The organism is Odoribacter lunatus (assembly GCF_943193135.1).
Classification (GTDB): domain Bacteria; phylum Bacteroidota; class Bacteroidia; order Bacteroidales; family Marinifilaceae; genus Culturomica; species Culturomica lunata.
This window is the reverse complement of the sequence record NZ_CALPCZ010000011.1, coordinates 1-16,270: the sequence shown is the minus strand read 5'-3', so window position 1 is coordinate 16,270 and position 16,270 is coordinate 1. Positions and strand designations below refer to the sequence as shown.

The following is a 16,270-nucleotide window of genomic DNA, read 5'->3' as shown; positions in this document are numbered from 1 at the left end:
TTATTTCTTTATTCGGTATGAATTCTTTGGTCTGTATCTGTTAAGTTCAGACATCGGAATATGGTAGTATTGCGCAATCTCCGCTTTTTCCATATCGTTTCCGTATTCGCAAATACGTTGTATGGCAGCTTCTTTATACAATGTCCAGTCAATAGTATCGAAGTCCGTATCCCAAAACAGAGATCGGCGAACATTCGGCACGCCAATTATCAACTGTGCCGCAAGACGCTTTTTACACTCGGCAGTTTCATAATAAGCCTGCAATATCAACAGAAAGCATTCCTCATACCCCAACGATTGCTCAATTTTTACAGCCATTTCGGTTGTCAGATGGCGACGTCCCGTTATTACGGCATTAAGCGTCTGACTATGCTCACCGATGGATGTAGCAAAAGTACGCTGACTTATGCCGCGTTTTTGTAACTCACGAGCGATAATCTTACCCGGATGAATACCTTTCAATATTTCTATTCTCTGTTTCATAGTCATACGTTGCAAATATACGAAATGCAAACAAATTTGTTTACATTCATACTGCTTTATTTTGGTATTTATGTATCTTATTTAATTTTCCGACAATATTTGCTTCTTATAAAGGGAATAAGTATCTTTGAAGTGTGTTCTTAGACTTATTTCCAAAGCCGAGTAAAACAGCGAAATCTACACACGGATTAAACGTTGGACTTTAAAAATCTTGTTTGATTAAAATATTGGTGACGAAAGGATTATGAAGTGTATTCAAGTTCCGTCCGCACCGCTGAGAGTCAAGACAATACGTTGACAAAAGCGGACAAAGCACGTAATATTCAAAGAATTACGTGCTTTTTTCTTTTCCGGAGGTGACACCCAAAGGTCACAAAAAAGCCACTGAAAGACAAAATTTCGTTACCGATTCGTTACAGAAAAATCAAAGGAGAAAATTGTAACGATTTTCTGATTAAGTCTCTGATTTGTCATCGTTTGTCTCTCAAATGTCTGCCCCGATTTTGAATATTAATCCTTCCTTTGCCCCCTCGTTTACCAAAGGATATTAAAAGAACAAATTATGAGCAGTACGTTTAAGATTCTTTTCTACATCAGAAGAAACTATCTCAACAGGGACAAGAAGGCTCCCATTATGATTCGGGTGACTATCGACGGTAGAATGGTGCAGTTCAACTCGAAACTGGACATTGAGCCACAATGCTGGAATTCCAAGAAACAGAGGGCGGATGGCAGTGGTAAGCAGGTAAAGATGTTCAATACCCTGTTGGAGAACATCAAATACACCCTTCAGCATCATTTCCATGAAATCGCCTGTGAAGAAGCACCTACACCGGAGAAAGTCCGGGATTCATTTCTCGGTGTCACGGACAAGGGAAACACGTTGATGCAACTCTTCGGAAGACACCTGGACAATCTCAAGAATATCGTCGGGAAAGGAATGGCACAGGCTACCTACGACAAATACGATATTACCTATCGGAGATTAAAGGAATTTATGAAAAGCAGATATAACCTGTCGGACATTCCCCTTCGGGATATCAAGAACATATTCGTTGTGGACTTTGAGAATTATCTCATACAAACGCACGACTACGGAAAGAACACAAGAGCCAAGTTCCTGCAGCGTTTTCATTCGGTTATCCTGATTGCCAGGAGGAACAACTGGATAAAGACCGACCCTTTTGAGCATTTCGTCATCGGAAGCCAAAAGGTGGACAGGGGTTATCTGACGCAGGCGGAAGTGGATGCAATCTGGAACAAGGAATTGAAGGTTGCACGACTGGAGAAAGCAAGGGATGCCTTCATCTTTGCCTGTTATACCGGATTGGCATACGTGGACGTGTGCCATTTAAAGAAAGCGAACATCGTCACAATCAACGGGGAAAAATGGATACGGACACGACGGCAGAAAACCGATACGCTGGTGGAGGTGCCCTTGTTGAAAATTCCGGAAAGCATCATTGAAAAATACAAGGGATATGTTCTCCCTGACGATGCCCTCATCCCGATTTCAAGCAACCAGAAAGTAAATGCCTACCTCAAAGAGATAGCCGACCTGTGCGGGATTCAGAAGAACTTGAGCTACCACCTTGCCCGGCACACCTTCGCAACGACCATTACTTTGAGCAAAGGCGTGAGCATGGAAAGCGTGAGCAAAATGCTGGGGCATACAAAAATCACCACTACCCAGATTTATGCCCGCATCCTAAATTCCAAGGTGAAGGAGGAAATGAAGTTGGTGGAGACGGCGTTGGAGAATGCGGTATAAATTCTTATTTCTTTCGGTATAATAATCTTTATAAAAGAGTAAAGACAGGAGTAATGATTTGTAAATCATTACTCCCGTTATAGAAAGTCCCCGATTCTTTAGGATAATCCAAGAAGTTTTTCTTAACTAAGTCATTTTATGGAAGTTATTTCAACTACATTTTGAAGTGATCGGGGAGACCAGCCAACTTCTTTCGATACAGGGGCATATATCAAATGTATGGAATCATTGTCGGGTAATGCCGATGCAGGAATAGCAAAGTATCTTGTATGACCATTATCGTCAAGACTAACGACAAGAACATCAAAATCTTTTTCATTGTATTTTACCCGACGATTATAGTTCCCTGTATGTATCGTCAATTCTATTTCTTTTGCTTCCAACTCCTTTTTTCCTAACAGACTGTCATCCGATTTCTGAATGACAGACAATATTTCTTTTTTGTTTAAAGTGTATCTTTTCATATCCAAATGATTTTATTCTTCATATCCTTGTTCTATCGGTTTAGAGCATTCTCCGTTTAAAAGTTGCTCTTTTGTAGGATTATAACCGTTAAAAGTGATCTTACATTTACCCTCACTATTCATATTTTGTATCGCGTTTTTAAGTGCGCAAAAATCGTATAAATTACTACACCCTGTTATTGAAATATCATTCAATGCTTTAATGTTATGAAGAGCATCAATATTATTTAAGGCATCCAAATAACTAATCTCTAATTTTTTTTCACCAATATTTTCGAGATTTTCCAAACCACTAAAAGAAGTGAAAGATGTCAAATTAGAAGATTCATCAGAAAAAAGCGAATAACCTGAGATTTTAAGATTGCCACTTATAGTTTGGAGATTCTCTAACCCCTTGAAAGATTTTAAAGAAGCCAAAGCAACCTCTCCTTTCGACGCTAAAGAAGCTAATTCAAAATTACCACCAATACTTTGCAAACCACTTAATCCTTTAAAAGAATCCAAAGAATTGAGCGAAGAACCACTAGCTGTAATTTTAAAATTGCCACCTATGCTTTCAAGATTTTCCAAACCTTTAAAAGACTCCAATCCAGTTAGAGAAGAAACATTGAACGTAGAGATAGAATAAACATTTAACTCAAAGCTGCCACCAATAGTTTTCAAGCCATCAAGTCCTTTAAAGGAAGTTAGCGAAGACAATGAAACATAATTTGCAGTAATTTTAAAATTACCACCTATCGTTTGAAGATTCTCCAATCCTTCAAAAGATTTTAATGCTAAATAATAAGTCGCCCCAACAGTAGTCGTCGGCATCCCTTGAATAGTCAATTCAAAGTTTTCTTCTATACGTTGCAATTTAGAAAATCCTTTAAAAGATGTCAAGAATGAAATGTATGCTTCTGTAATATAAATGTTAAGACTTCCAACTCTTTGCAAACTCTCTAACCCTTCGAAAGATTCCAAGCCACTATTACTAACTGCAATATCCAACACTCCTCCTACGAGATTCAGTTTTTCCAATCCTTCTAAAGATTTAAGGAATGAAGCCCCAACAATTAAATCACCAGAAACTTTTTCTAAATTTCGTAATCCATCTAATGTAACAAAACCTCCACCTCCAAGATTTAACGAACCGTCAATTTCAGTCAGCAGGTTATCCAGCTTCTTTAATGAATGTATGGCTAATCCTTGCACCCAAACATTTCCTTGTACTTTTGTATATCCAGCACTGCTGAAATCTATTAAATCCTGTTCTGTCCTAAAAATAATATCACCAACGTATATTGCAATTTCACCCTGTGCTAATTGACTTACTCGAAGCGTATCAGACAATTCGTTACTTTTTGATTTTATCAGAATTTCAGCAGAGCGGGTATTTGCAGTTGTATTTTCTGAAATATTGAGAGTCAATACATTCGTTGACAAACCTCTGGATGGCGGAATCTCTTGAATCCAAGCAGATGCGTCCTCTCCAACAAGAACATCATATTCCATATTGCTTTTTACCTCCACGGAGATTTGATTCCCTTTGGCTGGTATTCTGTAACTTTTGCAAGATAAAAGAATCGTATTTTCAGCATATTGGTTTATGCGCAAAACTTCGCTTAAAGTGGAATTTCGGTCTTCTATAATAATTTCAGCAGCACGGTCGTCATAAGTGGTGTTTTTTTCTATTTTCAAACATATTTTATCTGTCCGTTCCGTTCTTGTGGGGATGTTGCTAATCCACTCCAAAGCAGCTTTGGGAATAATAATATTGTAATCAATATTGGATTTTAATTCAACTTCAATAGTAGCCCCTTCTGATGATATATCATAAATAGATTGGCTCAAAATCAAGGTATTTGTTCCTGCCAGTTGATGAATATGGACAGTATCCTTTAATGTATTTCCTTGGAATACAACATATCCTTCCCGTGTTTCATATGTCGTGTTTTCCAGAACTTCAAAATTGAAGTTTCGGGTTGTCATTGCTTTTGACTTTGGAGTTTCTTTTATCCATTTCTGAAATTGAACAGGTATAATTACTTCGTAGTCTATATTGCTTTTTACTTCAACTTCTATATTACCACCTTCTTGAGGAACTTCAAATTTATCTTTACTCAAAATAATCGCATTGACATGTTTTTGATTAATCGTCACGACTTTCGTCTCTCCTCCTGCCTTAATGAGTAGATTGGCATTTCGATCTTCTGTTTCAGAGTAAGCATTTACAGTAACAGATACCGTCCGTTCCCCATAACCAAGTGTTATATCCGTTCCACACCATGTGCATTCATTCACAATTGTCCATTCTACATTTTCATGTTTATCGGCAGTATATGCAGAAATCCAAAAACTTTGTACTCCACCCTCTGCCTCAAAGGTTAATTCTGTTTGAGAAAGTTCCAAACAAATATTTGTAGAAGTATCCCTATCACTCACATCATCATTTCTGCTACAACTTATGGTTAACAACAAGAACAAGAGATAAAGCAATCTTTTCATATTAATATTCACTTTCAAATAATGATAAAAAGCATGGTTGTTTGTATAAACAACCATGCTTTATCTTCAACTTATTTCGTTACTTTCCCTACTAATTCGATAATTAACTCAAATTGTGCAGTGTGTTCCTCCGTTGCCAAAGTAATCACTTCCTGTGAATATTTCAAGGATTTATTAACAGCCTTTAATTTCATAGGATTCTTTATTGTTTTCATTTCTTTAGTCGCCTCTGGAAGTAAGCTACTTACTTTTTTTATTGCTGCAGGTTCTTCTTTTATTGCTTGAGAAAGAGTCGTTAATTCGGCTGGAGTCGGAATAATACCCTCTGTATAATCTTCTCCCAATTCTGTTTTCCCGGCTACACTATAATAATACTTATATAAAAGTAATGAATTGGTTTTTAACGATTGTACAATTTTTTCTGACTCATTGGTTAAATCATCAACTTTTGATAAACCACAGGGTTTTGGAACTTCCAAACTAAATAGTTTTTCCATTCTTTCTTTTGATTTCTTGATTGCATCAAAGTTTTGAGCGAATGCCTGAGTAGCAAACACCACAGCAACAAACAGATAAATTAGTTTTTTCATATTAGTAAATTAAAATTATTCAACTCTTTTTCGGATTTTCGATTTCTCCGTTTATGTTTCTTGATTCAATAGGGCAACAACTCGTCCAAATCCTTTGCCAGTTCGGCAGACTGCTGGTAAAGTTTATCCTTGTAAGCTTTTTTGGCTACTTTCAAGGCTTTGGCTGCATTGGTTTTAACCATAACCTGCACTTCCACCTTGTTGTCTTTTTCACGGTAGATTTCCAAAACGGGGAATACGCTTTCCAAAGAAACGGAAACTAGGTTCTTATTGGCTGAAATGAATTCATCGATGGTTTCGATGTCACCGTCTCCGTAGTCCGTGCTGGACAACTTCCCTTTTATCATTTCTGAAATTGTTTTGCTGATGTGTTCCGCCAATTCTGATGCCGCACGGTCATCGGCAATCTTCTTGGCCGCCGAGTAGTTTCCGCCAACAGATTTGTGGGTAGCGGTTAGGTAAAGTTTTTCGCCATTGTTGTCCGTATCCAGTTCTGCATAGCGACTGTCCTGAATTTGCCGTTCCAAAGGCAATTTGCCGGGCATCACTTTCCAGCCCTCTTTTTCCAATTGCTTGGCGGTTTTACGGCAATCTTTTTCCACTTTGGCTTTCAGGTCTTTTTTCAAAGCCTTGGCACTTGACTGCGCATTAGAAGCCGTAAATGCCAATACTACTAATACTACGCTGATTAATACTCGATTCATTGTTTTCATATTATTTATTTTTATAAAGTTATTGTTTACCAATTAGCTTTAAACGGAAGCGAGAAGTCCACTCGGTGTATATTGTTCTTCTCGTCCAATACCTCAAGGTGTCCTTTCAAAAGGTTGCTCCGATAGTTCTGGGCTTTGAGCAAGAGAGCAGTTCCTCCAAAAGTGGTCTGTAAAGTCTGCATGCCACTGCCTGTAACGCTCAATCCTAGGTTATCGATAAACAATGGCTTGTCTAAGCCAGGCACATCCAAGGTTATTGCATATATTTTCAGCTGCTGTGCCTTTCCAACATTCAAGTTCATTCGCACTGTTATTCCGGAAAGCAGCGAATCCCGCCGGGTAGCGGTCAAGTAGACCTCTTTCATAGGAGCTAAATGGATGCTCTTTTGCTCTACATCCACATAAAACCGATGATTTAAAGGATATCCACCAAACCGGAAGCCTATTATCCCCGAATTTTCTTCTGAAGCAGAGCAGGTTTCATAGTTGTATCGCACTCGCCAGATGCTGTCTTGCTGTTCGGCTCTTAACTGGGTCAGCGTTTCCGATTTCAGAACTGGAAGCGGTGAAGCTGTGATAGGCTTGCCTCTCAACACAAGCGCAAAGGTGTAATCTCCGAGTTCATTGGCTATTTCACGGATACCAATTTGCTTATATAGTTTTCGATAGTTCTGTTGCAATCGCTGGGCACTTTTTTTGCGGATATCATCAAAAAAGTAGTCGGCAAGTCCTGTCAAAGCGGATACCGCCTCTCCAATTTGTTCGACAGAATGAATATGCTGGTAGGCTTTCTCCAAAGAAGCGAGCCTGTTATTCATTTCAGCATCTTTCTTCGTAAATTCATGTACCAGCTTTTTTAATTCCAATCGAGGGAAAGGGTATTTGATGCAGTAAAGGAATGACACTTCCTTTGTATCGGAATCTTCTCTTTTCTCCCAATAGCTATCTTCGACCTTGGAAGCGGATATGCCTGTCAGATAGGGCAGGTTAGCAGACTGGGTCTGGGACGAATAATGGTATTTGTCCAGAAAACGGGTGATTTCATTGTTGACAGTTTCTTGAGTGATATCGTTCTCACTGGTCGACTTCACGTTCTGCGCCACAGCATCAATGATGTATTTGCGCACCTGGTCAATGCAGACGTTTTTCGCCCTTTCAATATCCCCTTCAATAGCAGAAGTGATGATATAGTCCGGCTGGGTTGTATTCACCCATACAGGCGGTTTCTTGGCGCTTTTCTGTGTGACTTTAATCTTTGCCATGCAAGGCATGGAAAGAATAAAGAACAAGATTAAGAATTTCATCCAATGTTTCATCATATTCGTGTATGAATTATTTGAATTGTTCTAAAAACCATGCCGCCAAAAGTTTATCCACCATTTCGCTGTTCGCAGAGGATTGACTGCGGGCAACGGCTTCCTCTTTAGCGGCTTCTATCCTCATCTTCTCAAGCATGACTTCATCATCGTGCGCTTTCTGCCGAGCTGCCAATTCCGCTTCGTATTTTGCCAGTTCCGCTTCTGCCTCCGCCTTGGCTTTCGCATCCAATTGTTGTTTTATAGATGCTATCATCTTGGTCGCTTTGTCGAAATGGGTACTTGATGCATCGACGGTCAATAAGGCATTCAAGGCGGCAATGCAATCCTGGGCAGCCAATTGGGCATTAGCTTCCTGAATGGCTATCGCAGCTTTCTTATCTATTTCCTGAACATAGATGCTGACCATCAGGTCGGCAACGGCAGAATATTCGTCCACACTTTCAGGCACAGCAGCAAGAACCGCCAAGGCTTCCGCATAATCTGTCCGGTCAGCCAACGAACGGGCTTTTGCTAAAAGTGCCGGAATACGAGTGGTATAGTAATCTATTACCTTGGTGCGACACTGATTCATAAAGTTGCGGACTGTCGGATTGCGGGGATTCAGATTATTGATAGCCTGTGATATGGCCCTGTTTTCGGTCTTGTCGATACCTTTGAGCGGCAACGCCATTTCTGCAAGAATGACTTTTTCTTGCAAATTCAATAGATAAAACGACACTTCAAGGTTTATCACGAATTGTGCAGGAACCGTGGCAGTTACCTGCTTGTCGGTGACAATTACATTGGCGGTCAGGAACAATTCTCCGGAAGTACTTCCGAAGCCATTCTGCGTAACAACCTGAATTAATTTCTGATACAAGGCTTTCCGAGCGTATTCGGGCAATGCCAATTCAGATGTAACCGCCGGCGTAATAGCAACCATATCTTTGGAGGACAACACTTTTTGCCCGATGCCGTTCCACGGCAAACTGCAAAATATCCAAATTACCAAAAGAATCTTTTTCATAGTCATTCAAGATTAGAGCACCGTGCCTTCAATGATGATATAGGCCTGTCCCAGTCCTTTAGTGGAAACTTTAGCTTTGATATTGTATTTACTTCGCAATTCTTTTTGCAAGCCGCGCGCCCACGTGCGGGTATCCAAAGCACGACCATTTGCCAAAAACAGCGGGATACGAACCTGCTCAAATCTTACCCGGTTTTCTGAAACGTCTGAGGTGTTAAAACGTCCTTCCTGGGTATTGGCACTTACCCAATCTTCAATGATATAACTGAGTTCATTGTCATCGAATTCCGATTCAAAATTCACGTCTGAGTCATTCGTACGCTTGCATTCCAGCGACACTTCGCGTCCGTTGGCAAATAGGTCGTCAAAATAGGTCTGCAACTGGTTATTAAACTGGTCGATATGCGACAAGATTGCTTCTTCTAGAAGAACAGCCAGTTCCGCACTAAAAGAGGGATTGCCCGTGCCAGAGGAGGCTGCAATCTGTTTGTCGGTATAGGCATCCAGTCCCTGCAAATTAAAGGTCAGAGACTTTTTGGGGCCTATGGAGTTTACGTTCCACGTCAATTGCAACCAGATGTCAGCTTTTGCCACTTTTCGCAGTTTATCCACTGGTGATTCTGCGATACCTCCCTGGTCCATTGCCGTCACGCTTTCTTCGGCGGCTTCTGTTTCCAGGTTTTTCAGACTGCTACCCAAATCTTTCAGCGGAAAACCCCGTTCCTGCATCATTTCTCCTATTTTGCTAATTGCCAACAACAGGTCCGGGTTGGTCTGGAGAGCTTTTTTATAATCGGGCACCGTCATCGGTGTTCCCATATTATCGTACTGTGTGGTGTAACCGTTTTGGTTACACCACACATCGCTTGGTACAATCATTAAGGTTGGTTTTTTAGCTTGAGAAAAAACCGAAGTCACAACACAGATCAATAACAATAAAATAAATGTCTTCTTCATGTCTTTCGTTTTAGATTAAAATCCAGCACCTAATTTTTTTACAATTCCCGCTTCTTCCAAGGCTTTGCGTAAATCGTTGTAATTAATCGTCACGTTCATGCCCACTTTGTATTCTTTGCCTATTTTCACTACATCTCCCGCCTGTATTGCTCCATGATTAGAAAGCACTACGTAGCGCATGAAATCCCCCCCGTCGGCAAAAAATTTCTGAAAGAAATCGGCATGTTCGTTTTCTATCGAAGCATTTGCCACTAAAGGTCGTTTGCCGGGAATTCTGCCCTGAGACGGAAGCCCTTTGAATATGGCACCGTGCACGGCATTCTTGCGAGCCTGGGAAACTGCCACTACCGGTTTCTTGGAGTAGCTCCACACTTTAACCAGGCAGGTTCCGGAAGCTCCCGTTTCCAAGGTTTCCAGTTCATAACGCCAAGTTTCCGTATCCTGATTGGCTTTCTTGATTTTCTGCTTTTGCGAAAAGCAGAATGCGGGAATGAGTAATATCAGTATAAGTGATAAAAATGTTTTCATTTGTTGATTATTTAATCTGACGCAATAACATACCAGTGTAATAGTTGCCTTTCCCCTCGAATCGAGTTTCTTCAAAATCCTGAGTCTTGCCTTCAAGCGCCCTTTCTTCGCCCGCCATAAAACGGTTGTCCCAAATTTGGTCTTTCGATACCTTTACCACGCCTTTCCTCTTGTAGCTGGTACGTTGAGTTTCCGGGTCAAAGATTTTCTCCAATACCTCGAATTTGTCTCCCGCTTCCAGGCCTTCCTTCATACCGATTTTAGCCGTGATGACCGGGGCTTTCTCGTCTCCGGAAACAATCATAGGGGTTTTCGTTTTGAATACTTCGTATTTCTTTTCCAGTTTGGCCAATGCTGCATCCGTTGCATTAATGGTAGCTATGCGAATCAGTTCACTTTCTGATTTATCGGTAAAAATGCCTGCCTTCACATTTGCCCAGGCTTTTTCTGATCCAATGTATTTGAGGCTGAAAATGTCGGATTGCTCGTAGGCTTCCGGATTATCCCACAATTGATTATAAAATATCCCCGCAATGGAGTCGTTCCAATTCAACTGAAACAGGTAAGAGGTGCTTTGTACGTAATAACCGGCACCCAAAGAGGCTTTCAAAGCTAAAGTTCCAGCTTTTGCTCCCAAAGCAGCATAACTTCCCAATTGGTTGGCTACCGCTTGGGCTGTCGCATCTATTTGGGCAACGAGTTCGTCTTTGCTCAAATAGTGGAAGCGGGTCACCACCACGAAAGTATTATTAATCAACTCTTCTCCGGCATCCGCAAGCAAAGCCATTCCACGAGCGGAACTTTTTGCATTCTCAATGTCAATGGCAGAGGCATCATACATACCGCGCTCCTGCACCAAATTCATGGAAAAACTACTGTCTTGGGTTCTAAACCACCGGTTGAAGAGTTGTTTTGCCATATTTTGTTGTTGCAAAAACTTATAGGCAGAAGCAGCATATTCGGAATTGGCAGTCTCATTTACTAAACCGCCAGTCGCACCACTTACGGCAGATCTTCCCAAACCGCCTACCATTTTGCCGAAACCACCTTTCTTCTTTCCAGCATTCTTATCTGAGTCTTCTCCCGAATTTTTTTGTTTTGCTCGGTTTTCGCCCAACACGCCAGCACGTTCCGCTTCCTTGAAAGCTTTATTGTCTTCTGTCGTCAACTGCATCGTATCCTTGCAAAACATCCGAACGGAGGTATTGTGGTCGTTGTACTTGTCTGGCATCGGCAAACTCAGGAAGGCTTCCTTGATGACTTCCCTGTGTGGCATCTTGGATTCGTCAAGCATAATTAAACAAAGGGAGCTCCGCCGATAATCGCTTCCTTTGTCTTCGTTCTTTTCCGCAAAAGAAATTTGGGAAAACACGAAAGTTACAAGCAACAATACTACTGTTTTCATAAATGTGATTTTTTTCACCTCTAATTCCCTAAAAGGCAAGTTTGTTAAAATGCAAAAAGCGTGGGAATTTTTCCGTTTTATCTACACTGAGGGTCTGGACTCCCTTACCAAAAACAAAACGATACCCCACGCCAAACCAGATATAGAAAGGTTCCTATACGGCAAGCATGAGCGTCTGTATCGCTTCTCCCTTTGGTATGAAATTGTCCAGATTTCAGTGTAGGGATAAAGCAAAAAACGCTTTTATATAAAAATATGTCTGTCTATGCGAATTTATTCGCACGGAACTTGGCAAATATAGATAAATTTCGTTTCTTATACAAACGTCTCAATCGAAGCTATACAATCTAAATATATAGAAGTCACACACTTCTACCATTTTTCTAAAATTTAAACTCCTATTTTTCATCAGATTTCCCGACTCCGGAGAGGAAGCCTACCCTCTGCAAAGAGCAAGGCGTTTTCAGAGTAACTCAAAACCGTTTGAGTAACTGAAAACATACCTTGCTATTAGCAAATGCTAATAAAAATCCGCTTTGCAACGGATTGAAAACAGACTGACAACCGGAAACAAAGAACTCCTTGGACAGCTCTGTCGCTTGGAGACAAAATTAGGTGACTTAATCTATGCGGAATCCGCCTTTTAGCTGTGCCAACCGCTACCACCTCGTGCCAGATACTGCCAGTTGTTCAAGGTATTGATACAACTAACCTTCCCCCCTTTATTGCCATACACACCAACAAAGAACGGTTGGTTGCAATGGACTAAAGTTGGTACGTACCAACAGATAGCTATCCCGTCCAATATATGTATGACGTATGAATACTTGCAATATCCGGCCCAACGTTGTAACCAACCAACAATTGGTTGTTGGTTGGTATGTAAAAATGCGGAGGTTGAAATTGTTGTAAAAGCCGGAAATAACCCGTGAGGGTTATTCTGACTTTTTCAATGATTTCGTGGGAGGACGGAAAGTTACGGAGCCCACCAGTCGGCTCAAGTTAACTTCCCGGACAGGGACACGCAGTAAAAACAAAAAGATTGTAATTAATTGCTATATTTGCAAATCAACAGTTTATTCAGAATTATGGCATTTCAATTAAATATTGAGGATCTGCTCAACAAAAGAAAAGTTGAGTCCAACAGAATCGAATTCAAACGGGGGTGGGATGCTTCAGATATTTATCGGACTATCTGTGCCTTTGCCAATGATTTTGAAAATATTGGAGGTGGATATATATTAGTGGGAGTTGAACAGGATGAAAAGGGCATTGCTAAAAGACCTGTAAAAGGAATATCTGTAAACGAAATAGATAAGATTCAAAAAGAGATGGTTGGCTATGATGCAAAAATAAAACCATCATATGTTACCCGTGTAGAAGTCGCAGAAGTTGACGACAAGCATATCCTCGCTATATGGGCACCTGCAAGAAACAATAGGCCATATAGTGTGACAGAGAATGTTGTCGCCAAACATGTATCTAACATTAAATATTATATACGAAGTAAATCTTCCACCATTGAAGCGAAAGGCGAGATATTACAAGAACTGTTTGACATGGCCAATAATACTCCGTTCGATGAACGAGGCAATGCGAATATAACCATTGATGACATATCACCTGTACTTGTTTATGACCACCTAAAGAAAATAGGGAGTAAACTGGCTGAGTCGTTTGATTCTAAAAGGTTATTAGACACGCTTGACGCGATGGAACTCCTGACTGGCCCAAGTGAGGATAGAATGATTAAGAATGTTGCCGCAATGATGTTTTGCGAGCATCCCGAGAAGTTTTTCCCTGTTACTCAAGCTGAGATTGTAATATTCCCAGAAGGTAGTGAAGAAAATCCGGACCTAATGATAGAACAGCCAAAAATAACTGGTCCCATACCATCTATCATCAAGGAAACGCTATCCTACTTGCAATCAAATGTTATTCAACAAAAGATAATCAAACCAACAGGGAAAGCTGAATCAGACAAGATAATAAATTATCCCTATCAAGCATTTGAAGAGGCTGTTGTGAATGCGTTCTATCATCGTAATTATCAAGAACACGAACCTGTCGAAATCACAATAGAGCCTAATAGAGTTGAAATTCTCAGCCATGCAGGACCGGATCGCTCAATTAGCGATGAAGCAATAAAGCAGGCACGCAGACTTAAGACTAGAAAATATCGTAATCGCAGATTGGGTGATTTTTTGAAAGAGTTAAACTTATCCGAAGGTCGTGCCACCGGTATACCTACCATTCAAAAGCATCTGAAACAGAACGGTTCTGCTCCTGCCGTCATTGATACAGATACTGATAGGACCTATTTCCTTATGACCATACCTTGTCATAATGGATTTACGAATGGGGAAGATAAGATACTTGAACAGGAACTTGGACAAACATACATACAAGTTAAAGATATTATTAATCAGAGCATTATAATAGACAAGAGCGAACTTGAACATATACTTGAACAAATATTTGTTCAAGTGTGGAACAAGTCAAAGGGAGCGGCAGACATTGTAAGAATGGTTACTGCCACTATCGATACACTATGTGTTCTCGCAAGTAAGACTATATCTGCAAATAACCTAAATGATGCTATCGGATTTAGAGCGACTTATGAGTTGAAACGCAAAGTTATTACTCCTTTGATCCAACTGGGATACATTACAATGACAAATCCAGATAAACCAAAAAGTTCTAAACAAACATACAAGTTGACAGAAGTGGGTGGAAATCTTTTCAAATCTAAGAGCTGATAAGAAAATACTTTTCAGAGTACAAAACTCTAAAGGAGCATCGTTTTATTTGGTTTTCTGAAGCGGATTAACTACTTTTACCCTCGTAAACGAGAAATGGCAGACATAGAGATGTCAATGGGAGATATGAGGAGACAAAACTCCGTTACAATTTCGTTACAGGTTGAAATTTTGAAAAGATAAAATATTGTAGTCTAAAATATTAGGTACGATTAGGAACAACTTCCGTCCGCACCGCTTAATAAAGACGAAAATTCAAGAAAAGTCCTGAGGTTTAATACCTTGGGACTTTTTCTTTTACTGTTCACCCAAGCAAAAAGTCCCTCAATCGGGCAATTTCCACAGGCTTATTCGTTGGACTTTCTCCGGCGAAAAAAAGTCCAACGATTTACGTCCTTTTTCTCTGTTTTACAACGTTTTGCGTATCGAGTTTCGGAGCATCCAGAGCTAAGTTTGTACCATTAAAAAAAGTGAAAACATGGGAGAAGAAAAAAGACGTACGACATTCAGCGTTTTGTTCTACATCAAGAGGCAGAAACTGCTGAAAAACGGTGAGGCACCCATCTGCATGCGCCTCACGGTAAATAAACAGAAAGCGGAAATCATGATTAAGCGGAGCATTCCGGCCGAATTGTGGAATCAAGCTGGAAAAAACGGAAAACTTGCCCCCTTAAAAACGGAAGAAAGTGCCCCTTGGAAAACGGTTCAAACAGACCACAGAAAAACGGTCGAAGTTGACCACCTAAAAACGCTTCAAATTGCCCCCCCCTCGTGGAAGCATAAAAAGTTGTTTGTTCGCTGGGTTTTGAATAAAAAGATTTAGTTAGTGTCAAATTTCTAATTAAATCAGGAGACCATGTCCAATAACCCCATTAAAATGAACAAATTGAGAACGATAATCCGTTTGTACGAGGAACAGCACGGTTTAAAGACCATAGCTTCGTTATCCCGCACCTCCCGCAACACCGTCAGAAAGTATATCCAGAATTGGAACAGCCTGGGAATGTCCTATGAAATATTCCAACAGAAGAGCGATTCGGAACTTCATGAGCTGTTCTGTGTGCGGGAAGGTTTCGATACGTCCAATCCCCGTTTGGAAGAGTTGGATAGTCTGATGCCTGAAATCTGCAAGGCTTTAAGCAAGAGGGGCATGACAGCTTTCCGTCAATGGGAGCAGTACCGGGCAAGCCATCCTGACGGCTACAGTCTAACCCAGTTTCGTTTAGCTATTCGGCGTTACCGCAAGATTAACCATCCCTCAATGCGAATGGAACACAAGGCGGGCGACAAGATGTTCGTCGATTATTGCGGTGATAAACTATGGATTTATCCGTATAATGAACCTCCCCGCCAGGTGGAGGTCTTTGTGTCCGTACTTGGTTGCAGCTTGTTGACATACGTTGAGGCGACTTATAGTCAAAGTAAAGAGGATTTTATCTCCGCTGAAGTGCCCCCCAAAAGTTGGACGGGTTAAACATTAACCAGTAATAGAAAGAGTTCGGTATTGTACCGGGCTCTTTCCTTTTAACCGGGCTTTAATTCTTTTATTGTTGTAATAATCAATATATTCATCTAAAGCCTTTATAAAGGCTTCCGGCGACTCAAATTCCTCAGCATACAGAAGTTCAGATTTCATTATTCCAAAGAAGTTCTCCATCATAGAGTTGTCAAGGCAATTTCCTTTTCGTGACATACTTTGGATTATATGACTCTCTTCCAATCGTTTACGATAGCCAGCGTGCTGGTACTGCCAGCCTTGGTCAGAGTGGAGTATGAGACCATCAAGAC

Annotated in this window: 14 protein-coding genes and 1 pseudogene; 4 read left to right on the top strand and 11 right to left on the bottom strand. The window is 40.6% G+C overall.

The window, feature by feature from the left end:
- A complete protein-coding gene (locus NFR61_RS05925; protein ID WP_251621660.1) occupies window positions 1-483 on the bottom strand; it encodes a HigA family addiction module antitoxin in 483 nt (160 codons plus the stop codon).
- A 562-nt stretch (window positions 484-1,045) separates the two neighbouring features.
- Here NFR61_RS05925 and NFR61_RS05920 point away from each other — a divergent pair.
- Window positions 1,046-2,254, top strand: coding sequence for a site-specific integrase (locus tag NFR61_RS05920; RefSeq protein WP_251621659.1), 1,209 nt, complete (start codon window positions 1,046-1,048; stop codon window positions 2,252-2,254).
- A gap of 131 nt (window positions 2,255-2,385) precedes the next feature.
- Here NFR61_RS05920 and NFR61_RS05915 read toward each other — a convergent pair whose 3' ends face one another.
- From NFR61_RS05915 to NFR61_RS05875, 9 genes are all read right to left on the bottom strand, one after another.
- Entirely contained in the window at window positions 2,386-2,718 is a 333-nt protein-coding gene (locus NFR61_RS05915; RefSeq protein WP_251621657.1) for a hypothetical protein, read from the bottom strand.
- A 12-nt stretch (window positions 2,719-2,730) separates the two neighbouring features.
- Window positions 2,731-5,205 (bottom strand): BACON domain-containing protein, encoded by a 2,475-nt coding sequence (locus NFR61_RS05910; protein ID WP_251621655.1) that lies wholly within the window; start codon window positions 5,203-5,205, stop codon window positions 2,731-2,733.
- A 71-nt stretch (window positions 5,206-5,276) separates the two neighbouring features.
- Window positions 5,277-5,795: a hypothetical protein gene (locus NFR61_RS05905; protein WP_251621653.1), complete on the bottom strand. Its 519-nt coding sequence runs from the start codon at window positions 5,793-5,795 to the stop codon at window positions 5,277-5,279.
- 65 nt (window positions 5,796-5,860) lie between these two features.
- Entirely contained in the window at window positions 5,861-6,508 is a 648-nt protein-coding gene (locus NFR61_RS05900; RefSeq protein WP_251621651.1) for a hypothetical protein, read from the bottom strand.
- 26 nt (window positions 6,509-6,534) lie between these two features.
- Window positions 6,535-7,827 (bottom strand): hypothetical protein, encoded by a 1,293-nt coding sequence (locus NFR61_RS05895; RefSeq protein WP_251621649.1) that lies wholly within the window; start codon window positions 7,825-7,827, stop codon window positions 6,535-6,537.
- A gap of 13 nt (window positions 7,828-7,840) precedes the next feature.
- Window positions 7,841-8,833: a hypothetical protein gene (locus NFR61_RS05890; protein WP_251621647.1), complete on the bottom strand. Its 993-nt coding sequence runs from the start codon at window positions 8,831-8,833 to the stop codon at window positions 7,841-7,843.
- Between the two features lie 12 nt (window positions 8,834-8,845).
- Window positions 8,846-9,790 carry a DUF6175 family protein gene (locus tag NFR61_RS05885; protein ID WP_277613060.1) on the bottom strand — a complete coding sequence of 315 codons (945 nt, stop codon included), beginning with the start codon at window positions 9,788-9,790 and terminating at the stop codon, window positions 8,846-8,848.
- Between the two features lie 15 nt (window positions 9,791-9,805).
- Window positions 9,806-10,318: a hypothetical protein gene (locus tag NFR61_RS05880; RefSeq protein ID WP_251621638.1), complete on the bottom strand. Its 513-nt coding sequence runs from the start codon at window positions 10,316-10,318 to the stop codon at window positions 9,806-9,808.
- A gap of 7 nt (window positions 10,319-10,325) precedes the next feature.
- Window positions 10,326-11,723 (bottom strand): hypothetical protein, encoded by a 1,398-nt coding sequence (locus tag NFR61_RS05875; RefSeq protein ID WP_251621637.1) that lies wholly within the window; start codon window positions 11,721-11,723, stop codon window positions 10,326-10,328.
- A gap of 1,088 nt (window positions 11,724-12,811) precedes the next feature.
- Between NFR61_RS05875 and NFR61_RS05870 the strand changes: the two genes are divergently transcribed.
- The 3 genes and pseudogenes from NFR61_RS05870 to NFR61_RS05860 all read left to right on the top strand — a co-directional run bounded on the left by NFR61_RS05870 (window position 12,812) and on the right by NFR61_RS05860 (window position 15,956).
- Entirely contained in the window at window positions 12,812-14,482 is a 1,671-nt protein-coding gene (locus tag NFR61_RS05870; protein ID WP_251621636.1) for an RNA-binding domain-containing protein, read from the top strand.
- A gap of 478 nt (window positions 14,483-14,960) precedes the next feature.
- Window positions 14,961-15,125 (top strand): annotated as a pseudogene (locus NFR61_RS11185) (Arm DNA-binding domain-containing protein); the annotation flags it as partial.
- Between the two features lie 234 nt (window positions 15,126-15,359).
- A complete protein-coding gene (locus NFR61_RS05860; protein WP_251621635.1) occupies window positions 15,360-15,956 on the top strand; it encodes a hypothetical protein in 597 nt (198 codons plus the stop codon).
- A 3-nt stretch (window positions 15,957-15,959) separates the two neighbouring features.
- Here NFR61_RS05860 and NFR61_RS05855 read toward each other — a convergent pair.
- The coding region (locus NFR61_RS05855; protein ID WP_251621634.1) for an IS3 family transposase at window positions 15,960-16,270 on the bottom strand (311 nt) is incomplete at its 5' end.